The following is a 23,249-nucleotide window of genomic DNA, read 5'->3' on the forward strand; positions in this document are numbered from 1 at the left end:
AACACCCCCTAGGAGACAGAAGATGGACTTTGAATACTCGGAAAAAACCAAGGCGCTGCAGGCGCGCGTCAGCGCCTTCATGGACGAACACATCTACCCGAACGAGGCGGCCTGCACCGCCGAACTCGCGGCCAACACCGCCGCCGGCAAGCGCTGGACGCCGCTGCAGACCATCGAAAAGCTGAAGGTGAAGGCCAAGGCCGACGGCCTGTGGAACCTGTTCCTGCCGGTCGACAGCGCCTCCGCGTCGGGCTATGAGGGCGCGGGCCTGACCAACCAGGAGTACGCTCCGCTGGCCGAAATCATGGGCCGCGTGCCATGGGCCAGCGAGGTGTTCAACTGCTCGGCGCCCGACACCGGCAACATGGAGACCATTGCCCGCTACGGCTCGGAACAGATCAAGGCGCGCTGGCTCAAGCCGCTGCTCGAGGGTGAGATCCGTTCTGCCTTCGCCATGACCGAGCCCGACGTGGCGTCGAGCGATGCAACCAACGTATCGACCCGCATCGAGCGCGAAGGCGACGAGTACGTCATCAACGGCCGCAAGTGGTGGATCTCAGGCGCCGCCGACCCGCGCTGCGCTGTTTTCATCACCATGGGCAAGAGCAACCCGGATGCCCCGCGCCATTCGCAGCAGAGCATGATCATCGTGCCAGCCGACGCCAAGGGCATCCGCATCGTGCGGCCGCTCAACGTGATGGGCTACGACGACGCACCACACGGCCACGTCGAGATGTTCTTCGAGAACGTGAGGGTGCCGGTCGACAACATGCTGCTGGGTGAAGGCCGGGGCTTCGAAATCGCCCAGGGCCGCCTTGGCCCGGGACGCATCCACCATTGCATGCGCCTGATCGGCCTGGCCGAGCGCGCCCTCGAACTGATGTGCAAGCGCGCCTCCTCGCGCGTGGCCTTCGGCAAGACCGTGGCGTCGCAAACCGTCACGCAGGAGCGCATCGCCGAGGCGCGCTGCAAGATCGACATGGCACGGCTGCTCACGCTCAAGGCGGCATGGCTGATGGACGTGGCCGGCAACAAGGTTGCCAAGAACGAAATCGCGATGATCAAGGTGGTCGCGCCCAGCATGGCTTGCCAGGTGATCGACTGGGCGATGCAGGTGCACGGCGGCGGCGGCATGTGCGACGACTTCCCGCTGGCCTTTGCCTATGCGCATGCACGCACGCTGCGTTTCGCGGACGGCCCCGACGAGGTGCACCGCAACGCCATCGCCAAGTGGGAGCTGGGCCGCTACGCGGTCGACAAGGTCGATATCGAGCCGCCTGTCACGCGTTTTTGACGCGTTTCTGAAACGGACCCTGATTGAAGAAGCCTAGAGCTTCTTCTGCAGGAACATGGCGTTGCCCATGGCGGGGTCGAGCTGATAGCCGGCAAAGCCCTCGCGCTCGTAGGCGCGCCGCGCCGGCAGGTTGCCCTGCAGCACTTCGAGTGTGAGCTTGCAGGCACCGCGGCGGCGCGCCTCTTCTTCGACCATGGCCAGCATGCGCTGTGTGATGCGCTGGCCACGATGGCTGGCCCGGACGGTGACGTCATGGACATTCACAAGGGGGCGGCAGGCAAAGGTCGAGAAACCTTCGATGCAGTTCACCAGTCCGACGGGCTGCTCGCCATCGAAGGCAAGCACGCTGAAGGCCTGCGGCCGTGCGGCCAATGCCGCCGGCAATCCCGCCCGCACCTCGGCGCTCAGCGGCGTGCCGCCCCCGGCGGGGTCACTGGCATAGTCGTTGAGCAGGAAGACCACCGCAGCGGCGTGCGTCGGGTTGCGGTAGTCGGCTGCGACGATGTCGATGTCGTTCACACAGGCTCCAGAGGTTGAAAGAGGCCCAAAGGCGGTTCGATGCCAATCGGGTCGCCCGCGCGCACGTCGCCGCCGGTGAGCACGATGCCCATGATGCCCGCCTTGCGGACCAGGCCACCCTGGGCGTCGCGTCCCAGCGTTGCGGCCATGAGGCCGGGCTGGAAACGATCGATCTGGCTGCACGGATTGCGAAGACCAGTCACCTCAACCACGACTGCATCGCCGATGTGCAGCCGTGTGCCCGTCGCCAGGCCCAGCAGGTCGATGCCACGCGTGGTGATGTTTTCGCCCAGATCGCCAGGCCAGACGGCAAAGCCTGCGGCCATCAGCTCGTCGAAGAGCTCGGCGTGCAGCAGATGCACCTGACGCCAGTTGGGAGCAGCTGCATTGCGCGCCACACGCGAACGGTGTTGCACGGTGACACCCGCATGCGCATCGCCTTCGACGCCCAGGCCGGCCAGCAAACGGATGCAAGGTTCGGCGAATTTCGAGAAACTGTGCAGGCCGCTCGCATGCACGGCCGAAACTGCCGCGAGAGGCGCTTCGGTCATGCGAGTTCCAGCGTGGCCACGATACTTTGTGCGCACCGGTCGGCCTGGGCCGCCTCGCTGGCTTCCACCATCACGCGCAACAGCGGTTCCGTGCCACTGGCGCGAATGAGCACGCGGCCCTGATCGCCCAACTCTGCTTCGACCGCTTGGGTGGCAGCCGCCATGGCGGCGTTCGATTGCCAGTCCTGGCCCTCGGCCAGGCGCACGTTGATCAGCGTTTGCGGGAACAGCGCCACGTCGGACAGCAGTTCGGCGACCCCTTTGCCGCTGCGCACGCAGGCCTGAAGCACCTGCAGTGCGCTCACGATACCGTCGCCGGTCGTGTGGCGATCGAGTGCGAGCAGATGGCCCGAGCCCTCGCCGCCCAGCAACCAGCCGCGCTTGTCGAGTTCCTCGAGCACGTACCGGTCGCCCACCTTCGCCCGCACGAAGGCGACGCCTTGACGCTTGATCGCGATTTCGATGGCCTTGTTGGTCATGAGCGTGCCCACCACGCCCTCGGGCTTTTCGCCACGCTCGATGCGTTCGCGCACCATCAGGTAGAGCAACTCGTCGCCATTGAACAGGCGGCCGCTCGCGTCGACCAACTGCAGCCGGTCGGCATCGCCGTCGAGCGCGATGCCGTAGTCGGCGCCCTGTTTGGTGACCGCTTCGATCAGCGCTTGCGGATGGGTCGCGCCGACATTCTTGTTGATGTTAAGGCCATCGGGCGCGCAGCCGATGCTCGATACATCGGCACCCAGTTCGTGGAAGACCTGCGGCGCCACCTGGTAAGCCGCGCCGTGCGCCGCATCGACCACCAATTTCATTCCACGCAATGTGAGGTCGTAGGCAAAGGTGCTCTTGCAGAACTCGGTGTAGCGGCCTGCGGCATCAGCCAGGCGGCGCGCCTTGCCCAGTTGCGCCGAATCGGCCCACACCGGGTCTTCTTCCAATGCGGCTTCAACCGCCAGTTCCCACTCGTCGCTCAGCTTGGTGCCCTGTGCGCTGAAGAACTTGATGCCGTTGTCCGGATAGGCGTTGTGGCTCGCGCTGATGACCACGCCCAGGCTGGCGCGCTGTGCGCGGGTCAGGTAGGCCACACCGGGCGTGGGCAGCGGCCCGAGCAACACCACATCCACACCCGCCGAATTGAAGCCCGATTCGAGCGCGGATTCGAGCATGTAGCCGGAGATGCGGGTGTCCTTGCCGATCAGCACACGGGGCCGCGTTTCGCTCTTCTTGAGCACACGGCCGACCGCATGGGCCAGGCGCAGCACGAAGTCGGGCGTGATGGGCGCGCGGCCCACGGTGCCGCGAATGCCATCGGTGCCGAAGTATTTTCTTGTCATGTTCGAGGGCCTACTTGATTGTTATTGTTCCGCGCGCATCGCGCGCCAGACGGCGATGGCTGCGACGGTGTCGCGCACATCATGGACCCGGACCACGGCGGCACCGCGATCGATCGCCAGCAACGCAGCCGCGACGCTTGGCACCTTGCGCCCCGCCGCATCTTCGATGCCCGCGACGGCCCCGAGCGACGACTTGCGGGACCAGCCCGCCAAGACCGGTCGGCCGCTGGCAAGAAGCTGATTCTGCCGCGCCAGGAGGGAGAAATTTTGAGCAACGGTCTTGCCGAAACCAATCCCCGGATCGAACACGATCCGATCGGCCTCGACGCCTATCGCTTGCAGCACGGCGCCCCGCTCGGTCAGGAAATCGAGCACCGCCGTCACGACATCGCCCTGCATGGGCATTGCCTGCATCGTTTGCGGGTCGCAGTGCATGTGCATCAGGCAAATCCCGCAGCCGGGATAGGCAGCGACCGCATCCAACGCACCCGGCTGGCGCAGCGCCCAGATGTCATTGACGATGTCGGCACCCAGATCGAGCACCGCGCGCATGACCTCCGGTTTGTAGGTGTCTACCGAAATCGGCACTTGGAGCCTGACGGCTTCGCGCACGACAGGCAGCACACGCGCCAGCTCGTCCTCCAGGGTCACGGCAGGACTGCCAGGTCGTGTCGATTCGCCACCGATGTCCAGAATGTCCGCACCCTCCTCGATCAGCACTTCGCAATGACGCAACGCCGCAGCGGTCGATGCATGGGCGCCGCCGTCGGAAAACGAGTCTGGCGTGACATTGACGATGCCCATGACGCGGGGCTGTGCCAGATCAATCCGAAAGCGTGAGGTCTGCCAGACGGTCATTTGTTTGCCACTCCGTGAAATGAAAAACGGGGCCAGAGGCCCCGTTTGATTGCCAGTGCAGCGCTGGCTTCAAGCTGCAGTCGGTGCCGGATCGGGATTGACCGCCGGCGTGCCACCCGTGCCGCCACTGTTGGACGGCGGAATGCGCGGTGTCCAGTCCTTGGGCGGACGCGGCGCACGCCCAGCCATGATGTCGTCGAGCTGTTCGCTGTCGATGGTTTCCCATTCGAGCAACGCCTTTGCCATGGCGTGCATCTTGTCGCTGTTCTCTTCGATCAGGCGACGCGCCAGCGCATACTGGTCGTCGATGATGCGACGCACTTCCGCATCGACCTTCTGCATGGTCGATTCACTCATGTTGGTGGTCTTGGTCACGGAACGGCCGAGGAACACCTCGCCCTCGTTCTCTGCGTAGACCATCGGGCCCAGCGATTCGGTCATGCCATAGCGCATCACCATGTCGCGGGCGATGTGGGTGGCACGTTCGAAGTCATTGCTCGCGCCCGTGGTCATCTGGTTCATGAACACTTCTTCGGCAATGCGGCCACCGAACAGCATGCTGATCTGGTTGAGCATGTAGTCCCGGTCATAGCTGTAGCGGTCTTGCGCCGGCAGGCTCATTGTCACACCCAGGGCACGGCCACGCGGGATGATCGTGACCTTGTGGACCGGATCGCACTTTGGCAGCAGCTTGCCGATGAGCGCGTGACCGGACTCGTGATAGGCCGTGTTGCGACGCTCTTCCTCGGGCATGACCATGCTCTTGCGCTCGGGGCCCATGAAGATCTTGTCCTTGGCCTTCTCGAAGTCCTGCATTTCCACGACGCGTGCATTGCGGCGCGCAGCCATGAGGGCGGCTTCGTTGCAGAGGTTGGCCAGATCGGCACCCGACATGCCGGGCGTGCCGCGAGCGATGACGCTCGGGTTCACGTCCTGGCCCAGCGGAACCTTGCGCATGTGCACGCCGAGGATCTGCTCGCGACCGCGGATGTCAGGCAGCGTGACATAGACCTGGCGGTCGAAACGACCCGGGCGCAGCAATGCCGCGTCCAGGATGTCCGGGCGGTTGGTGGCAGCCACCACGATCACGCCCAGGTTGGTTTCGAAGCCGTCCATCTCGACCAGCATCTGGTTGAGCGTCTGCTCGCGTTCGTCATTGCCGCCGCCGAGGCCAGCGCCGCGCTGACGACCGACCGCGTCGATTTCATCGACGAAGATGATGCAGGGCGCATTCTTCTTGGCGTTTTCGAACATGTCGCGCACGCGGGCCGCGCCCACGCCGACGAACATTTCGACGAAGTCGGAACCGGAAATCGAGAAGAACGGAACCTTGGCTTCACCGGCAATCGATTTGGCCAGCAGGGTCTTGCCGGTGCCAGGAGGCCCGACCAGCAGCAAGCCGCGCGGAATTCGACCGCCCAGCTTCTGGAAGCGCGCCGGGTCCTTCAGGAAGTCGACGACCTCCTTGACCTCTTCCTTGGCCTCGTCGCAGCCAGCGACGTCGGCGAACGTCACCGTGTTGGTGTTTTCGTCGAGCATGCGCGCCTTGCTCTTGCCGAAGCTGAAGGCGCCGCCCTTGCCGCCGCCCTGCATCTGTCGCATGAAATAGACCCATACGCCGATCAGCAGGAGCATCGGCCCCCAACTGACAAGCAGCGTCATGAGGAGTGAACCTTCTTCACGCGGCTTGACGTCGAACTTGACGTTGTTGGCAATCAGATCGCCGACCAGGCCGCGGTCGAGGTAGGTCGCCGTGGTGCGGATCTTGCGATCGTCATTGGTGATGGCGACGATCTCGCTGCCGCCCTGGCCTTCCTGGATCGTGGCGCTCTTGATGCGATTGCCGCGAACTTCCTCCAGGAAGTCGGAATAGCCGATGGCACCCGAACCGGTCGATCCGCGGGTGTCGAACTGCTTGAACACAGTGAACAACACCATCGCGATAACGAGCCAGACGGCTACTTTGGAAAACCACTGATTATTCAAACGAAGCTCCAGTCAAAGCGCATGACAGCAGGATGAAAAAATCCGCTGAGGCACGCAGTTGGCGACCATTTTAGGCTTTTCAAGCTGATAAACCCCTTGTTTTACGGCAAGCAGCCGTAGGCGGAGCACGGGTTTGCGGAAAAAAAGGTGGGGCAGCAAGGTATCAATTCGTATCCAGGCTGCGCAGCCCCATCCCTACCATGAAGGTTTCAGACGATTTGTCGCGCGACGCCTTGGGTTTGAACGGCTTGACCGTTCGGAAATTCGCCTTGAAAAGTTGCGTCAGTTCGGCGTAGCCGCCGCCATGGAATAGCTTGGCCACGAGCGCGCCCTCGGGTTTCATGTGGGAGCGAGCGAAGTCGATGGCCAGCTCCACCAGATGGACGACGCGCGCCGCGTCCGCCGACGCAATGCCCGAGAGGTTGGGGGCCATGTCCGAAACCACAACGTCCGCCAACCTGCCACCCATGGCCGCAGTGAGCTGGGCGAGCACCGTCTCCTCACGAAAATCGCCATGAAGGAAGGTCACCCCCTCGATGGGCTCCATCGGCAGCAGATCCAGTGCGATGATGGTGCCGTCAAGCTGGCCCGACGCGGCCCCACCCGGCGACATGCGTCGGCGCACATACTGGCTCCATGCCCCCGGCGTGGACCCCAGATCGACCACCAGCTGGCCGGGCTGGATGAGGTGGAGCGCCTCGTCGATCTCCTTGAGCTTGTATGCGGCGCGCGCGCGATAACCCTCCCGCGCTGCCAACTTCACGTAGGTGTCGTTGACGTGATCGTTCAACCACGCCTTGTTGACCTTGTTGCTTTTCGTCTTGACTTTCATTCGGCTCGATAATACGGGTATGTCAGCCATTCAACTCTCCCCCGCGCAACGCAAGGTGCATCGCGCCGAAGCCCACCACCTCGATCCGATCGTCATGGTCGGTGGCGACGGGCTCACCCCGGCTGTCAAGAAAGAAGTCGAATCTGCGCTCAAGGCCCATGGCCTGATCAAGGTCCGCGTCTTTTCCGACGACCGAGCCGCCCGCGAAGCCATGCTCGCCACCCTTGCCGACGAACTCGACGCGGCGCCCATCCAGCACATTGGCAAGCTGCTGGTGCTGTGGCGCCCGAAGGTCGAGAAAGAGCGTGCGGTCGATGAGGACCGCATGCCCGGGCCGCGCGACGTCAAGGTGCTCAAGTACAGCAAGCGTGGCGGCCAGCGCCCCGAGATCAAGACGCTGCGCGTGCTGGGCAACCAGCGCCTGACGCCCGGCGGCACGATCAAGCGCGCCAAGGCGAAGCGGCCCCTGTCGGCCAAGAAGCGCAATCAGGCCGACTGAGAATGCCGGACCTTTCGGCCGTCAGGCCGCAACGGCACGTGCTCTGCATGAAGTGGGGCACGAAGTACGGGCCGGACTACGTCAACCGTCTCTATGCGATGGTACGCCGCCATCTGAGCGGTGATTTCAACTTCGTCTGCCTGACAGATGACAGCGAGGGCATTCGCAGCGAAGTGCAGTGCCTGCCCATTCCGCCTTTGAACCTGCAACTGCCCCCCGGGCAGCGCGATGGCGCCTGGAAGAAGCTCACCACCTTCGAGCACGACCTGCACGGCCTGCGCGGCACCGCGCTGTTCCTCGATGTCGACGTTGTCGTCGTGGGCAGCCTCGATGCCTTCTTCGAAGTGCCGGGCGAATTCCTGATCATTCACGACTACGCGCGGCCCTGGCGCACGGCACGCATCACCGGAAACTCGTCGGTGTACCGGTTCGAACTCGGCGCCCATTCGGACGTGCTCGCGTACTTTCGCTCGCACATGGACGAAGTGCAGGCGGGCTTTCGCAACGAGCAAGCCTTCCTGTCCGACTTCCTGCACCGTCAGGGCAAGCTCGCCTACTGGCCCGAAGGCTGGTGCCCGAGCTTCAAATACCACGGCATCCCCGCTTGGCCGACCAACTACTGGCGCGAACCTTTCGTGCCCGAAGGCGCACGGATCGTGGTGTTCCACGGCGAATGCAATCCGCCAGACGCGCTCGCCGGGCGACGCAACCGCGCCTTTCGCTATATCAGGCCTGCGCGCTGGGTAGCGAAGTACTGGAAGAGCTGATCAGGCGGCGCGGCGACGGCTCATCTGCCACAGCAGCACGCCAGTGCACAGCCATTGCACCAGGTACATGCCGCTGCCGACCGAGTGCCAGAGCCGGAGGTTGTCACGCGCCAGGATGCGTGGCGCGACCGCGTATTCCTGCAGCAGCGCGAGCAGCAAAGCCAGCAGCACCAGGAACAGGCCTGTGCGGACCGGCGCGCCGAACCCTGCCTCTTCGTCAGCACGGGAGCGCAAGTACATCAGCAGGATCAGCCCGCAGCCGATTGCCACCCAGGTCTGGGCCGCGAACAGCTGACCTGCAAAGTTGCCCGCCACGGCGGGATTCCCGAGCCGCGCAAAAAGCATCGGCACCACGAGAAAGCCGATCGTCGTGAGGCTGCCCCACCAGAGCGCTGCAAGCATCAGGGCGATGCGGTCTTTCATGGGTTGCGGCCGGTTCAGACGTAGCTGACGCCGACGATTTCGTAGTGCTTCACGCCGCCCGGGGCCTGCACTTCGGCAGTGTCGCCCTCCTCCTTGCCGATCAACGCGCGCGCAATCGGGCTGGAGATGTTGATCAGCCCCAGCTTCAGGTCGGCCTCGTCCTCGCCGACGATCTGGTAGGTGACGGACTCGCCGGTGCTTTCATCCTCGAGCTCGACCGTGGTGCCGAAAACGATCTTGCCGCCCGCATCCAGCTCGGTCGGGTCGATGATCTGCGCTTGCGACAGCTTGCCTTCGACTTCCTGGATCCGACCTTCGATGAAGCCCTGGCGATCTTTGGCGACTTCGTATTCAGCGTTCTCGCTCAGATCGCCCTGCGCGCGCGCCTCGGAGATCGCATTGATCACCCAGGGACGGTCCACCGTCTTGAGACGATGAAGTTCTTCGCGCAGTTTCTCGGCGCCGCGCTTGGTGATGGGAATGGTTGCCATGTTGTTGTTCTCCAGAAAGCGAAAACGCCGAACGCTGCCGTTCGGCGGTGCATGTGGTGGGGACAGGGATCAGACGAGCGTTCGTCCGGTCAGCCGGCTCAGGATGGCGAGCGGGCTGGACTCGGGATTGTATTGCCTTGTCGCCGGCAGATGAAGGGTCTGCTCGAGCATGTACTGCCCGGACATGACCGCGTGCGACGTTTGATCGGAAAAGCAGACCCATACCGAGCCGGCCGCGAACGGCACGGTCTCTTGCGGGCCGCTCTTCTGGTAGTCCAGATCGGCCTTCATGCTGTCGTGTAACTGCAGCATCAGGTGGTCGTATTCGCTGCGCAGTGATTTGGTGACACGCAGGGTTCGAAGCAGGTGCGCCTGCCACCGAGAATAGGGTTTGACGCGGGGCAGGAAGCGCCGGGCCACATCCTCGAAGGGCTCGCCCACGCGCCACACGCGCGGCGTCCCCTCCGGGTTGGCATTGGTGAACACACGCAGGATGCGCTCGCCATAATTGGGCCTCGAAGGGAATGCGTCGACGTGCATGCGCTTGTCGTCGGCGCGCCACGACTGAACGCGGGTTTCGACCTGTGCGGGCCGGTAGCTGGTCGGAGCGAGCCTCAGGGCCCCCGTGTAGTCGGGTAACAGCCCGGCGATCAGCTGCTGCGCCTGCTGGCGAAAGCGTCCCACCATGCCGGCGACCGCTTGCTGCACCGCCGCGTCGCCAGCGACACCCTTCAGACGGCCGCTGGCGTCCAGGCTGATGTTGCGCACCTCCGGCGCGAGCAGCGCAGGCGTGAGCAAGGCGCGCTCGTCATCGTGCAACTCGAAACCGAGCCTTGGAAAATACAGCACCTTGCCGGCTTCGAGCGCGGCGATCCACGCCGGGTGGGGCGTGGCGGCGCGCCAGTCGGTCAGGTCCAGTTCGACGAGTTGCGATGCCATCGCAGGGTCGATCAGGCCTGCAGCGTGAGCTGCGCGTGCATCTCCTGCACGGAAATCACGCCCAGCTCGTCCATGTGCTGCATGCCTTCGACCGCGGCTTCAGCACCGAAGATCGTGGTGAATGTGGTCACCCGGGCCTGCAGCGACGAGGTGCGGATCAGCCGCGAATCGGTGATCGCGTTGCGGCGCTCCTCGACCGTGTTGATGACCATGGCGATCTCGTTGTTCTTGATCATGTCCACGATGTGCGGCCGGCCTTCGGTCACCTTGTTCACGGTGGCGCAAGCAATGCCGGCGGCACCGATGGCGGCGGCGGTGCCCTTGGTGGCGATCAGCTCGAAGCCCAGCTTGGCCAGGCCGCGCGCGACTTCCACCGCGCGCGCCTTGTCGTTGTTCTTCACCGAGATGAAGACCTTGCCCGACTTCGGCAGGATGGTGCCGGCGCCGAGTTGCGACTTCACAAAGGCTTCGCCGAAGGTCTTGCCCACGCCCATCACCTCGCCGGTCGACTTCATCTCGGGGCCGAGGATGGTGTCCACGCCCGGGAACTTGACAAAGGGGAACACGGCCTCCTTCACGCTGAAGTACGGCGGCGTCACTTCCTTCGTCATGCCCTGCGACTTGAGCGACTGGCCGGCCATGCAGCGCGCCGCCACCTTGGCCAGCTGGATGCCGGTGGCCTTGCTCACGTAAGGCACCGTGCGCGACGCACGTGGATTCACTTCGAGCACATAGATGACGTCCTTGCCATCCTTCTGCTGGATCGCGAACTGCACGTTCATCAGGCCGACCACGTTCAGCGCTTCGGCCATGGCCGCGCTCTGTCGCTTGAGTTCGGCGATGGTGTCCTGGCTCAGGCTGTAGGGCGGCAGCGAGCAGGCCGAGTCGCCCGAATGCACGCCCGCCTGCTCGATGTGCTCCATCACGCCGCCGATCAGCGTGCCGCCTTCGGCATCCCGGATGCAGTCGACGTCGCACTCGACCGCATCGTTGAGGAAGCGGTCGAGCAGCACCGGCGAGTCGTTGCTCACCTTGACCGCTTCGCGCATGTAGCGCTCCAGGTCACGCTGCTCGTGCACGATTTCCATCGCACGGCCGCCGAGCACGTAGCTCGGGCGCACGACCAGCGGATAGCCCAGCGCGGCGGCCTTCTCGAGCGCTTCGGGCTCGGCGCGGGCCGTCGCGTTCGGCGGCTGGCGCAGGCCGAGCTTGTGCAGCAGCTGCTGGAAGCGCTCGCGGTCTTCCGCGGCATCGATCATGTCCGGCGAAGTGCCGATGATCGGCACGCCGTTGGCCTCGAGGTCGAGCGCGAGCTTGAGCGGCGTCTGGCCGCCGTACTGCACGATCACGCCGAGCGGCTTTTCCTTGTCGACGATTTCCAGCACGTCCTCGAGCGTCAGCGGCTCGAAGTACAGGCGGTCGCTGGTGTCGTAGTCGGTCGACACGGTTTCCGGATTGCAGTTGACCATGATGGTCTCATAGCCGTCCTCGCGCATCGCCAGCGCGGCGTGCACGCAGCAGTAGTCGAACTCAATGCCCTGGCCGATGCGGTTGGGACCGCCGCCGAGCACCATGATCTTCTTCTTGTCCGTCGGCGCGGCCTCGCACTCGTCCTCGTAGGTCGAGTACATGTAGGCGGTGTTGGTCGCGAACTCGGCCGCGCAGGTGTCCACGCGCTTGTAGACCGGGCGCACGCCCAAGGCGCGGCGCTTCTCGCGGATCGCGGTGTCGGTGGTCTTCAGCTGACGCGCCAGGCGGCGGTCGGAGAAACCCTTCTTCTTGAGCGCGAGCAGCGTGTCCTTGTCGATCTGATCGAGCGACATGGTTTCCAGCTCGAGCTCGATCTTCACGATCTCCTCGATCTGCACCAGGAACCACGGGTCGATCTTGGTCAGCGCGAAGACTTCATCGACGGAGAGGCCCATGGCGAAGGCATCGCCCACGTACCAGATGCGCTCGGGGCCGGGCTCGCCCAGTTCCTTCTCGAGCACTTCGCGATCCTGCGTCTTCTCGTTCAGTCCGTCGACGCCCACTTCGAGGCCGCGCAGGGCCTTCTGGAACGACTCCTGGAAGGTGCGGCCCATGGCCATCACCTCGCCCACCGACTTCATCTGCGTAGTCAGGCGCGAGTCGGCCTGCGGGAATTTCTCGAAGGCGAAGCGCGGGATCTTGGTGACCACATAGTCGATCGAGGGCTCAAAAGACGCCGGTGTGGCGCCGCCCGTGATCTCGTTGCGCAGCTCGTCGAGCGTGTAGCCTACGGCCAGCTTGGCCGCGACCTTGGCGATCGGGAAGCCCGTGGCCTTCGAGGCCAGCGCCGAGGAGCGCGACACACGCGGGTTCATCTCGATGACGACCATGCGGCCGTCCTTCGGGTTGATCGAGAACTGCACGTTCGAGCCACCGGTGTCGACGCCGATCTCGCGCAGCACGGCCAGCGAGGCATTGCGCAGGATCTGGTATTCCTTGTCGCTGAGCGTCTGGGCCGGCGCCACGGTGATGGAGTCGCCAGTGTGGACACCCATCGGGTCCAGGTTCTCGATCGAGCAGACGATGATGCAGTTGTCCGCCGTGTCGCGGACCACTTCCATCTCGTACTCTTTCCAGCCGAGCAGCGACTCTTCGATCAACAGTTCGTTGGTCGGCGAGGCTTCCAGGCCACGCTTGCAGATGGTCTCGAACTCTTCCGGGTTGTAGGCGATGCCGCCGCCGGTGCCGCCGAGCGTGAAGCTCGGGCGGATCACGGTCGGGAAGCCGACGGTCTTCTGCACCGCCCAGGCCTCGTCCATCGAATGGGCGATGCCCGAACGCGCCGAGCCGAGACCGATCTTGGTCATCGCGTCCTTGAACTTCAGGCGGTCCTCGGCCTTGTCGATGGCCTCGGGCTTGGCGCCGATCAGTTCGACCTTGTACTTGTCGAGCACGCCGTGGCGCCACAGGTCGAGCGCGCAGTTCAGCGCGGTCTGGCCGCCCATGGTCGGCAGGATCGCATCGGGGCGTTCCTTGGCGATGATCTTCTCGACCGTCTGCCAGGTGATCGGCTCGATGTAGGTGACGTCGGCCGTGGCCGGGTCGGTCATGATCGTCGCGGGGTTGCTGTTGATCAGGATGACCTTGTAGCCCTCCTCGCGCAGGGCCTTGCAGGCCTGCACGCCCGAGTAGTCGAACTCGCAGGCCTGGCCGATGATGATCGGGCCGGCGCCGATGATGAGGATGCTCTTGAGATCTGTGCGCTTAGGCATTCTTGTTTCCTGCTTTGTGCTTTTCCATCAATGCCGTGAAGCGATCGAACAGGTAGCCGATGTCGTGCGGGCCGGGCGAGGCTTCCGGGTGACCCTGGAAGCAGAAGGCCGGCTTGTCGGTGCGGGCCAGGCCCTGCAGCGTGTTGTCGAACAGGCTGATGTGCGTGGGGCGCAACGTGGCCGGCAGCGACTTCTCGTCGACCGCGAAACCGTGGTTCTGGCTGGTGATGCTCACGCGGCCGTTGTCCAGGTCCTTCACCGGGTGGTTCGCGCCGTGGTGGCCGAACTTCATCTTGAAGGTCTTCGCACCCGAGGCCAGCGCCATGATCTGGTGGCCCAGGCAGATGCCGAAGGTCGGGATGCCGGTCTCGATCAGTTCCTTGACGGCGCTGATGGCGTAGTCGCAAGGCTCCGGATCGCCCGGGCCGTTGGCCAGGAAGATGCCGTCGGGCTTGAGCTTGAGCACGTCGGCCGCGGGCGTCTGCGCCGGCACCACCGTGATGCGCGCGCCACGCTGGGCGATCATGCGCAGGATGTTCTTCTTGACGCCGTAGTCGAAGGCGACGACGTGGAACTTCGGCGTGATCTGCACGCCGTAGCCCGGCTTGCCGTTCAGGTTCACCAGCTTCCACTCGGTCTCGGTCCACTCGTAGGTCTGCTGGACTGACACGACCTTGGCAAGGTCGAGCCCGGCCATGCTCGGCGCGGCCTTGGCGGCGGCAACGGCCGCGTCGATCTTGTCCTGCGTGACGGTCTCACCGACCGCAAGGCCGACGATGGCGCCGTTCTGCGCACCGTGGGTGCGCAGGTGGCGTGTCAGTTTGCGGGTGTCGATGTTGGCAATGGCCACCGTTTTGCCGGTGACCAGATACTCGTTGAGCGTCGCGGTCTTGCGGAAGTTCGACGCGACGAGCGGCAGGTCCTTGATGATCAGGCCCGCGGCATGGATCTTGTCGGCCTCGATGTCCTCCTCGTTGACGCCGTAGTTGCCGATGTGCGGATACGTGAGCGTCACGATCTGCTGGCAATAGCTGGGGTCGGTGAGGATTTCCTGGTAGCCGGTCATGGCGGTGTTGAACACCACCTCGCCGACCGTGGAGCCGGCGGCCCCGATCGAGTTGCCGAGAAAGACCGTGCCGTCTGCGAGCGCCAGGATGGCGGGCGGGAAGGTTCCCTTGAGAGACAAAAGCACTGGGTTCTCCGGATGGTTACGGCCGCCCGGGAGCCCCGCGGAAACGATTCCGGGGGACTCTGCTGTTTGTGGGATGTTGCTTTGGATGCGGCCGGGCGGCGCTGTTGCGAGAAAGCCTCCGATTGTACCCTGCCGGCCACGCCCCTCCCGCGTCCATCCGCACAATCCCGCACGCCGCGGGCGGCTGCCTCATGCGTGGCGCGCGGCAGCCTCCAGCCGGTCGCCGTGGGATGCGCACCGCGCGCGGAAGGCCGCGCTGATCCGTGCATCATCGGCCGCTGCCCGCCAGAAAGCCAGCGCTGCTGCGCAGGCGGCATGCCACACGGCACGCTCCGGCGGCAGTGGCAGGGGCGGATCGAACACGCGCGGCGCCACCTCGCCACCTGCCAGAGGTGCCTCGAACATCGGGAGCATGTCGTAGGCGGGCGCCACGGTCAGATGGCCCGCAACCGGCCGAAAACTGAGGTTGCCCGCATGCATGTCGGTATTGCCGATCAACCGGCCAAACCACCAGAGGTGCGCGACACGCGTCACGTCATCTGCGGTGAGAAGCCCGGCATGCGCAAGCCGTTTGGCCAGTCGCACCCAGTCACGCGAAACATCGCCGAGGAACGCAGCGTTGACGGTCTCCAGGCTGCACAGCGCGCTGCGGCCCCAGGCGCCGTGACGGTCGAAGCGTTCGACCTCCAGAAAGGTGCGCCCTTCGTGCGCCAGGATGCGGCTGCGTGCCGCCGAGAGACCGGGCATCCGAAGCAGTTGGGCCAGCGCCAGATGCTCGCAGACCAGCAGATCGGCCCAGCGCCGTACCGCTGGCGAGCCGTCGGCACCTGAGAATTTAACCAGGACATGCGACGTTTCGCTTGCCTGACCCGTAGGAACAGCGCGTTGCGCCGCGAACTTGGGGAACTCGCCGGCCGCGCTTGAACCGGGCACGCCAGCCGTCACCGCGCGAGCGGCAAGCGCCGCATAGCAGGCTGCGGTTTCTTCGGGCTCGAGCGGGGTCAACTGCGCCGTTCGTGCGACCTGCCAGGCCCGGTAGGCAGGATCTCCGACGATGAGGTTGCCGCTCGCGTCGTCGCCGCGCTGCGTAAGCACATGGAGCACCTCATCATCCGTCCAGCGCGACGGGTCTTCGGGCACGCCCAGCAGCCGGTGTTCGGCCCGCGCGAACTGCCGGCCCATATAACCCTGCGGCCGCATGTCGCTCAACGGATAAGGCAAGCCGGGCCACCAGCCGTCGCGCCCAGCCTGAGGGACGGGCCACGGCGAGTCACCGAAGCCAATGTGCGAGCCTTCGGGATGCAGCAGTGCCAGCGGGGCGAGCAGTTCGGCACGACCTTGCGTATTGATGACGTAGACCGGCAGATCTTCGAACCCGCCTCGAAGCGGTCGGCGCAGCGCATAGCGTGCCCGCCGTGCCTTGCCTGCCGTGACCAGCCGGCCGGCCGGCAACCTCTGCAGTTGGCGGTGCAGCGTCGGCACGCTGACCTGCAGAGCCGTCGCCAAGCCGGCGGCGGTAGCCGGAGACTGCAGTGCCAGCGCCATCTGCAGCGCAGCGTTGGCTCCGGAGACTGAAACAGAAGCGGCCACGTGTTGATCTGAAATGATTGGTGAGAAGATTCTAATCTCCCCCTTCATTTAAAATCAATGACTTACATCAGATCCTGCTGTTTGGTCGAGAAGATTCAGCAACAATCAATTGCCTGCAGCCGCCGCGGCGCTGGCATGCAGACAGATTGCTGCAGCCGCTGCCACATTAAGCGACTCCTCACCGCCCGGCTGCGCAATGCGGATGTGTTGCGAGGCGCGTGCCTCGAGCATCGCCGACACGCCCTGCCCTTCGTGCCCCATGAGCCAGGCGCAAGGATTCGGCAACTTGGCCTGATGCAGCCAGTCGCCCCGGTGCGAACTGGTGGCCACCATCGGCACCGTGAGCATGCTCAACGCCTCCGCGTCCACGCCTTCGATCAGGCGCAGTCCGAAATGGGCCCCCATCCCGGCGCGCAGCACCTTGGGCGACCAAAGCGCTGCGGTGCCTTTGAGTGCGACGATCTGCCGAAAGCCGAATGCCCCGGCGCTGCGCAGGATGGAACCGACGTTGCCGGCGTCCTGCAGCCGATCGAGTACCACCGTCGCCGCGTCGGGTTGAAGATCGGGGCGAAACGGCAGGTCGATGACGAAACCCATCGGCGCCGGCGATTCCAGCCCACTTACGCCGGCGAGTAGCGCATCGGCCACCACCACGGTTTTGTCGGCGGCATCGGACCATTCGAAGCGCGACGCGGTCCAGAAGGATTCTGCGAAGATGGCCAGTGCGGGCCGCACATTGCGTTCACGCGCAGCGCGGCACAGGTGATCGCCTTCCAGCCAGACGCGGCCGAGCTTGCGGTAGGCACCCGGCTCCTGGGCCAGCTTGCGCAGGTCCTTGAGCAAGGGGTTGTCGCGCGACGTGATGCGGTGGGGTTCGGTGGGGCTCATCCAGGACGTCCGGTGGGGCGGGTCATGGCTTCGCCATGGACCAGGGTGATCGTCGCGCGTTCGATGGCCGGTGCGACCGGAACGACGGCAAAGGACGACGGTGGCGAACCGGCCGCGTTCATCCTCGCCAAGGCAGCGGCCACCGGGCTGAACGAGCGCCGATGGTGCAGACAGGCGCCGTGTGCGAGCAGCGCCTCCAGATGCGCACGTGTGCCATAGCCCTTGTGCCCGGCAAAACCATACTGCGGAAATTCCGCGTCCAGCGACGCGCAGAGTCTGTCGCGATGCACCTTGGCAATGATCGACGCGGCCGAGATGGCTTGAACCAGCGAATCGCCCTTGACCACCGCTTCGGCCAACACGTCGAGCGGAGGCAGCCGGTTGCCGTCGACCAGCACCTTGGCCGGCTTGAGCCGCAGCCCTGCCACCGCACGGCGCATGGCCAGCATCGTGGCTTGCAGGATGTTGTGGGTATCGATCTCCTCCACCGACGCCTCTGCGATCGAGCAGCACAGCGCGTTCGCGAAAATCTGCTCGTTCAGGCGCTCACGCTGCAGCGCCGTCAGCGTCTTGGAGTCGGCCAATCCCTTGATTGGCCGCTTGTCGTCGAGGATCACGGCCGCGGCCACCACCGGTCCGGCCAGCGGACCACGGCCGGCCTCGTCCACGCCGGCCAGCAGGCCAGGCGCATCCCAGACCAGCCGGGCCTGTTCAGCCTTCAAGAACTTTTTCGATCGCATCGGCGCACAGTGTCGGTGTATCGCGCAGCAGTTCGGCATGCAGCACGGTGAATCGTTGCTGCAGCGCTTGCGTGCGCGCCGGATCGGCCAGCCAGGCAAGCGTGGCTTCGGCCAGCGCCACGGGCGTGGCCGCATCCTGCAGCAATTCGGGCACCACGAAATCGCGGCACAGGATGTTCGGCAGGCCCACCCAGGGCTGCAGTTGCTGGCGATGCATGAGCCGCCACGACAGACGATTCATGTTGTAGGCGATGACCATCGGCCGCTTGAACAGTGCCGCTTCGAGTGTCGCGGTGCCGCTCGCGATCAACGTGACGTCGCAGGCGGCCAACGCCTCGTGCGACTGACCGTCCAACAGTGTCACGCGTCCTTCCATGCCGCTTGCCTTCAGGGCCTGCTGTACCTCGGCGCGCAGGCCAGGGATCACCGGCGCGATGAAACGCAACGCCGGGCGCTGGCGCTGCATCAGTGCCGCAGCCTCGAAGAAGCGCGCGGCGAGGTAACGCACTTCGGAGCGGCGGCTGCCCGGCAGCAGCGCCACCACCGGTGCATCTGCGGGCAGGTCGAGCCTGGCGCGGGCCGCGGCACGGTCAGGCGTCATGGGAATCACGTTGGCCAACGGGTGGCCGACGTAGCTGGCGGAGACACCCTGCGTGGCCAGCAAGGCCGGCTCGAACGGGAAGATGCACAGCACATGGTCGGCCGCCGCGCGGATGGTCTCGATCCGGTCCGGACGCCAGGCCCAGATGGACGGACAAACGAAATGCACGGTCTTGATGCCGCGGCTGCGCAGGCCCGCCTCCAGCTCGAGATTGAAATCGGGCGCATCGACGCCAATGAACAGTTCGGGCCATTCACGCAGCAACCGCGCCTTGAGCTGACGGCGGATACCGGCGATCTCGGCATAGTGGCGCAACACCTCGATGTAGCCGCGCACCGCGAGCTTTTCCTGCGGCCACCAGCTTTCGAAGCCGCGAGCGATCATCCGGGGGCCGCCGATGCCGACGCTTTTCATATCCGGCCAACGGGCCTTCAGGCCGCCCAGAAGCAGGCCGGCGAGCAGATCGCCCGAAGGCTCGCCCGCGACCAGCGAGAACTGGCGCTGTGTGTCTGCCATGGCGACCTTCAGCGCGCGATGCCGCGCGTGGAATGGGCGATGAACCGGGTCATCAGCGCGACGTCCTCGGCTGCCTCGGGCATCTCCGCGGCCAGCGCTTGGATGGCCGTGCGAGCGTCATCGAGCGTGCGTCCCTGGCGATACAGCAGCTTGTGCATCTGCTTGACCGCGGCAATGCGCGCCGGCGTGTAGCCACGACGCCGCAAGCCGACGACATTGAAGCCGCGCACTGCGAGCGGATTGCCGTCAACCAGCATGAAGGGCGGCACGTCTTGCGTCACGGCGCTTGCGAAGCCGAGCATGGCGTGCGCACCGATCGACACGAACTGGTGGATCCCGGTGAGCCCGCCCACCGTGACCCAGTCGGCCAGGTGCACATGCCCGGCCAGTGTCGTGTTGTTGGACAGCGTGGTGTGATCGTCAACCCGGCAGTCGTGGGCGATGTGCGTGTACGCCATGATCCAGTTGTCGCTACCCACGCGCGTGACCCCACCTGCCCCCGGCACGCCGAGATTGAAGGTGCAGAACTCTCGAATGACGTTTCGGTCCCCGATGACGAGCTCGGTCGGCTCGCCTGCGTATTTTTTGTCCTGAGGGATCGCACCCAGCGACGAGAACTGAAAGATCCTGTTGTCGCAGCCAATGGTCGTGTGGCCTTCGATCACGCAATGAGGGCCGATCGTGGTACCTGCGCCGATCCTCACGTGCGCGCCGATGACCGCATACGGCCCTACGCTGACCGAGGCGTCAAGCTCCGCCTTCGGGTCGACGATGGCAGTGGAATGAACCTGCGTCATGCCCTGCGTAGCGTCAGTTGATCTGGCGCATCGCGCACATCAATGTGGCTTCGCAAGCCAGCTCGGTACCCACCAGGGCCCGCCCCTTGAACTTGGAGATGCCGGCCTTCATGCGGTCGATCTCCACTTCCAGCGTGAGCTGGTCGCCCGGCTCGACCGGTCGCTTGAAACGCGCGCCATCGATGGCGGCGAAGTAATAGACCGTGTTGTCGTCGGGCACGATGTCCAGCGAGTGGAACGACAGCAGTGCTGCCGCCTGCGCCATGGCTTCGAGCATCAGAACGCCTGGCATCACCGGGCGGTGTGGAAAGTGGCCATTGAAGAACGGCTCGTTCATGGTCACGTTCTTCAGCGCAGTGATGCGCTTGCCCTTCTCCATGTCGAGCACCCGGTCCACCAGCAGAAACGGGTAACGGTGAGGGAGCAGTTTGAGGATTTGGTGGATGTCGAGCGTCGTCATGGTGTCTTTTTCGGCACGCCTTCCTTTTCCAGCGTCTTGAGGCGCTCGCGAAGGCTATGCAATTGCTTGAGGGTGGCAGCATTTTTTTCCCAGGAGGCATTGTCGTCGATGGGAAACATGCCGGTGTACTGCCCCGGCTTCAGGATGGAACGCGTGACCACCGTGGCCGCAGAGATGTGCACATGATCGACCAGCTTCAGGTGGCCCAGCACAATCGCACCGCCGCCCACCGTGCAATGGGCACCGATCACCGCGCTGCCCGCCACGCCCACGCAACCGGCCATGGCGGTGTGCTTGCCCACGTGCACGTTGTGGCCGATCTGGATCAGATTGTCGAGCTTGACGCCGTCCTCGATCACCGTGTCTTCCAGCGCGCCGCGGTCGATGCAGGTGTTCGCACCGATCTCTACATCGTCACCGATGCGCACGGCGCCCAGTTGCTCGATCTTGACCCAGGTGCCTTCATGCGGCGCGAGACCAAAGCCGTCGGCACCGATCACCACGCCCGGATGCAGCAGGCATCGCGCGCCGATCGTGCAGTCTTCGCTGACGGTCACGCGCGACTTGAGCACGGTATCGGCTCCGATGCGTGCACCCCGCTCCACCACGCACAGCGCGCCGATGCGCGCTGTCGGGTCGATATGGGCCTGCGGGTCGATGACCGCGCTTGGGTGCACGTGCTCAAGCGCGGGGCGCGCGTGCGCGCGTTTCCAGAGCTGTGTGAGCCGGGCGAAGTAGAGGTAAGGATCGGGCGTGACGATGAACGCACCGCGCTGGGCAGCCTCCTCCCGCATGGCAGGAGATACGATGACGCACGCTGCGCGGGACGCAGCCAACTCCTTGCGGTACTTGGGATGACTCAGGAAGCTGAGGGCGTCCGCAGAGGCCGTCTGCAGCGGCGCAAGTCGCGCAATGCTGCATTCAGGATCACCCTGAAGCTCGCCGCCGAGCGCCTCGATGATGGCTGCAAGACGCAGTGCCACGCGGGTTTGCGGCCTTACTTGGCTGCTGCAGGCGCGGCAGTCGAGGACGCGGTCGAGGCGTTCAGCGCGCGAATCACCTTGTCGGTGATGTCATGCTTTGGATTGATGTAGATCGCCTCCTGCAGGATGGCGTCGTACTTCTCGGCTTCGGCCACTTGCTTGACCACACGATTGGCACGCTCGTACACCTGCTGGAGTTCCTCGTTCTTGCGCGCGTTCAGGTCTTCCTGGAACTCGCGGCGACGACGTTGAAACTCGCGATCCTGATCGACCAGCGCACGCTGGCGCGCAATGCGTTGCGCCTCGGGCAGCGTGGGTGCTTCGCGCTCGAATTTCTCCGAAGCTGCCTTGAGCGCCTCCCCCAGACCCGCCACGTCCTTCTCGCGCTTGAGGAACTCCGCCTCCAGCTTGGCCTGCGCCTGCTTGGCCGGTTGGGCCTCGCGCAACACGCGGTCCGGGTTGACGAATCCGATGCGAAAGGTTTCTTGCGCCTGCGCATGCGCAGGCGTTGCCAGCAAAGCGCAGGCGGGGATCAACAAGGCGCCCGCAACGCGGAACAGATGATTCATTAGAACGAGGTTCCGATCTGGAATTGGAAGCGTTGAATTCTATCGCTGTACACCGGCTTGGTCGGGTCGCTGGTCAGGTCCTCATCCTTCTGATATTTGACCGGAACGGCATAGGCCAGACGCAACGGGCCGAGCGGCGAGATCCAGCTGATGCCCAAGCCCACGGAAGCACGAATCATCTGCTGGGCCTTCCATTGCGCGTCGCTCTGCGTGCTTCGATCGGTGAACACGTTGCCGACGTCCAGGAAGCTGAACAGACGCAGCGTGCGATCGTTGCCTGCACCCGGGAACGGTGTGCTCAGCTCCATGTTGAAGATCGCCTTCTTGGTGCCACCGAGCGCAGCTTCGGTGACGGAGTCACGCGGTCCCAGCGAGTTCTGCTCGAAGCCACGGATGGAGCCCAGGCCGCCGGCATAGAAGTTCTTGAAGATCGGGTAAACCTGACCACCCAGTGCCTTGGCATAACCCAGTTCACCGTTGAGCGCCAGCGTGTACTGCTTGTTGATCGGGAAGTACTGCTGGTACTGGTAGCTGGACTTGATGTACTTCATGTCGCTGCCCACACCCCACTCGGCGTTGGCACGTTGCAGACGGCCCTTGGTCGGAACCAGGGCGCTGTCGCGGTCGTCGCGTGCCCAGCCGATGGTCAACGGCACACCGAACTTGCTGTCGTCGGCGCAATTGCCGACGGTGTTGGTCACGGTGTTGGTCGCGCACTGGAAATAGTCACGGTAGGCCTGCGGCGTCACCGTAGCCACGTTGCTTCCTGGCTTGAACTTGTACTGCTCGATGCCGGCACCGAAGAACACGGTATCGACCTCGCTGAAGGGCACGCCGAACTTCATGGAGCCGCCTTGGCTCACCAGGGAATAGTCGCCGTCCTGGCTGTAATAGGGGCGCGTTGTCTGGTGGAACACGGTGAAGGTGCGGGAAATGCCATCCTTCGTGAAGTACGGATCGGTCGCCGTCAGGGAGATGGTGCGGTAGTACTTGCTCGTGTTGACCTGCAGGCCCAGGTAATTGCCCGAGCCGAACACGTTCTCTTGCGAGATGCCGAAAGTCAGAGAAACCTTCTCGGAGCTGGAGTACCCCGCGCCCAGTTGCAGGCTGCCCGTGGGCTTTTCCTTGACCTCCACCGTCAGGTCGACCTGGTCGGGCGAGCCCGCCACTTCCTGCGTCTC

At 64.6% G+C, this 23,249-nt stretch carries 23 protein-coding genes; 3 read left to right on the top strand and 20 right to left on the bottom strand.

The genetic code is table 11. From position 1 onward, the window contains the following. Window positions 1–22: 22 nt before the first annotated feature. Window positions 23–1,294 (top strand): acyl-CoA dehydrogenase family protein, encoded by a 1,272-nt coding sequence (locus J2W36_RS06145; protein WP_307688793.1) that lies wholly within the window; start codon window positions 23–25, stop codon window positions 1,292–1,294. A gap of 33 nt (window positions 1,295–1,327) precedes the next feature. Here J2W36_RS06145 and J2W36_RS06150 read toward each other — a convergent pair whose 3' ends face one another. From J2W36_RS06150 to J2W36_RS06175, 6 genes are all read right to left on the bottom strand, one after another. Further along, a complete protein-coding gene (locus J2W36_RS06150; RefSeq protein ID WP_307688794.1) occupies window positions 1,328–1,813 on the bottom strand; it encodes a GNAT family N-acetyltransferase in 486 nt (161 codons plus the stop codon). Then, the gene (locus J2W36_RS06155; RefSeq protein ID WP_307688795.1) at window positions 1,810–2,364 is read right to left on the bottom strand and encodes an MOSC domain-containing protein; all 555 of its coding nucleotides are present in this window, start codon (window positions 2,362–2,364) and stop codon (window positions 1,810–1,812) included. The genes J2W36_RS06150 and J2W36_RS06155 overlap by 4 nt, the downstream gene beginning before the upstream one ends. Then, entirely contained in the window at window positions 2,361–3,695 is a 1,335-nt protein-coding gene (glmM, locus tag J2W36_RS06160) for a phosphoglucosamine mutase (RefSeq protein ID WP_307688796.1), read from the bottom strand. The genes J2W36_RS06155 and glmM overlap by 4 nt, the downstream gene beginning before the upstream one ends. Window positions 3,696–3,716: 21 nt before the next feature. Continuing rightward, window positions 3,717–4,553, bottom strand: a complete 837-nt coding sequence (gene folP / locus J2W36_RS06165; protein ID WP_307688797.1) for a dihydropteroate synthase — start codon at window positions 4,551–4,553, stop codon at window positions 3,717–3,719. A gap of 69 nt (window positions 4,554–4,622) precedes the next feature. Further along, complete coding sequence (gene ftsH, locus J2W36_RS06170; RefSeq protein WP_307688798.1) at window positions 4,623–6,539, bottom strand: ATP-dependent zinc metalloprotease FtsH; 1,917 nt, start codon at window positions 6,537–6,539, stop codon at window positions 4,623–4,625. Window positions 6,540–6,702: 163 nt separating this feature from the next. Beyond that, window positions 6,703–7,371 (bottom strand): RlmE family RNA methyltransferase, encoded by a 669-nt coding sequence (locus tag J2W36_RS06175; protein WP_307688799.1) that lies wholly within the window; start codon window positions 7,369–7,371, stop codon window positions 6,703–6,705. Window positions 7,372–7,390: 19 nt separating this feature from the next. Between J2W36_RS06175 and J2W36_RS06180 the strand changes: the two genes are divergently transcribed. Both J2W36_RS06180 and J2W36_RS06185 read left to right on the top strand, forming a co-directional pair. Beyond that, a complete protein-coding gene (locus tag J2W36_RS06180; RefSeq protein ID WP_307688800.1) occupies window positions 7,391–7,870 on the top strand; it encodes a YhbY family RNA-binding protein in 480 nt (159 codons plus the stop codon). A 2-nt stretch (window positions 7,871–7,872) separates the two neighbouring features. Further along, on the top strand, window positions 7,873–8,637 hold the full coding sequence (locus tag J2W36_RS06185; RefSeq protein WP_307688801.1) for a glycosyltransferase: 765 nt from the start codon (window positions 7,873–7,875) through the stop codon (window positions 8,635–8,637). On the opposite strand, the gene J2W36_RS06190 is transcribed toward J2W36_RS06185, so the two are convergent. The 14 genes from J2W36_RS06190 to bamA form a co-directional block, all read right to left on the bottom strand. Continuing rightward, window positions 8,638–9,060, bottom strand: coding sequence for a DUF4149 domain-containing protein (locus J2W36_RS06190; protein ID WP_307688802.1), 423 nt, complete (start codon window positions 9,058–9,060; stop codon window positions 8,638–8,640). A gap of 14 nt (window positions 9,061–9,074) precedes the next feature. Then, on the bottom strand, window positions 9,075–9,551 hold the full coding sequence (greA, locus tag J2W36_RS06195) for a transcription elongation factor GreA (RefSeq protein ID WP_307688803.1): 477 nt from the start codon (window positions 9,549–9,551) through the stop codon (window positions 9,075–9,077). A 69-nt stretch (window positions 9,552–9,620) separates the two neighbouring features. Then, a complete protein-coding gene (gene kdoO, locus J2W36_RS06200; protein WP_307688804.1) occupies window positions 9,621–10,490 on the bottom strand; it encodes a Kdo hydroxylase KdoO in 870 nt (289 codons plus the stop codon). 11 nt (window positions 10,491–10,501) lie between these two features. Continuing rightward, a complete protein-coding gene (gene carB / locus J2W36_RS06205; RefSeq protein ID WP_307688805.1) occupies window positions 10,502–13,732 on the bottom strand; it encodes a carbamoyl-phosphate synthase large subunit in 3,231 nt (1,076 codons plus the stop codon). Next, window positions 13,725–14,924, bottom strand: coding sequence for a glutamine-hydrolyzing carbamoyl-phosphate synthase small subunit (gene carA / locus J2W36_RS06210; protein ID WP_307688806.1), 1,200 nt, complete (start codon window positions 14,922–14,924; stop codon window positions 13,725–13,727). Before carA ends, carB begins: the two co-directional genes overlap by 8 nt. A gap of 189 nt (window positions 14,925–15,113) precedes the next feature. Beyond that, window positions 15,114–16,514 carry a type II toxin-antitoxin system HipA family toxin YjjJ gene (yjjJ, locus tag J2W36_RS06215; protein WP_307688807.1) on the bottom strand — a complete coding sequence of 467 codons (1,401 nt, stop codon included), beginning with the start codon at window positions 16,512–16,514 and terminating at the stop codon, window positions 15,114–15,116. Between the two features lie 105 nt (window positions 16,515–16,619). Beyond that, on the bottom strand, window positions 16,620–17,402 hold the full coding sequence (locus tag J2W36_RS06220; protein ID WP_307688808.1) for a TrmH family RNA methyltransferase: 783 nt from the start codon (window positions 17,400–17,402) through the stop codon (window positions 16,620–16,622). Further along, window positions 17,399–18,142: a ribonuclease HII gene (gene rnhB / locus J2W36_RS06225; protein WP_307688809.1), complete on the bottom strand. Its 744-nt coding sequence runs from the start codon at window positions 18,140–18,142 to the stop codon at window positions 17,399–17,401. Before rnhB ends, J2W36_RS06220 begins: the two co-directional genes overlap by 4 nt. Further along, the gene (gene lpxB / locus J2W36_RS06230; protein ID WP_307688810.1) at window positions 18,114–19,259 is read right to left on the bottom strand and encodes a lipid-A-disaccharide synthase; all 1,146 of its coding nucleotides are present in this window, start codon (window positions 19,257–19,259) and stop codon (window positions 18,114–18,116) included. Before lpxB ends, rnhB begins: the two co-directional genes overlap by 29 nt. Before the next feature lie 8 nt (window positions 19,260–19,267). Then, entirely contained in the window at window positions 19,268–20,056 is a 789-nt protein-coding gene (gene lpxA / locus J2W36_RS06235; RefSeq protein WP_307688811.1) for an acyl-ACP--UDP-N-acetylglucosamine O-acyltransferase, read from the bottom strand. 13 nt (window positions 20,057–20,069) lie between these two features. Then, a complete protein-coding gene (gene fabZ, locus J2W36_RS06240) occupies window positions 20,070–20,516 on the bottom strand; it encodes a 3-hydroxyacyl-ACP dehydratase FabZ (protein WP_307688812.1) in 447 nt (148 codons plus the stop codon). Beyond that, window positions 20,513–21,499: a UDP-3-O-(3-hydroxymyristoyl)glucosamine N-acyltransferase gene (gene lpxD, locus J2W36_RS06245; RefSeq protein WP_307688813.1), complete on the bottom strand. Its 987-nt coding sequence runs from the start codon at window positions 21,497–21,499 to the stop codon at window positions 20,513–20,515. Before lpxD ends, fabZ begins: the two co-directional genes overlap by 4 nt. 14 nt (window positions 21,500–21,513) lie before the next feature. After that, window positions 21,514–22,068, bottom strand: coding sequence for an OmpH/Skp family outer membrane protein (locus tag J2W36_RS06250; RefSeq protein ID WP_307688814.1), 555 nt, complete (start codon window positions 22,066–22,068; stop codon window positions 21,514–21,516). Further along, window positions 22,068–23,249 (bottom strand): outer membrane protein assembly factor BamA (bamA, locus tag J2W36_RS06255; protein ID WP_307688815.1); only part of this gene is annotated, 1,182 nt, incomplete at its 5' end. The genes J2W36_RS06250 and bamA, both read right to left, overlap by 1 nt.

Origin of the sequence: Variovorax ginsengisoli, assembly GCF_030811835.1 — a bacterium.
Lineage (GTDB): Bacteria > Pseudomonadota > Gammaproteobacteria > Burkholderiales > Burkholderiaceae_C > Variovorax > Variovorax ginsengisoli_C.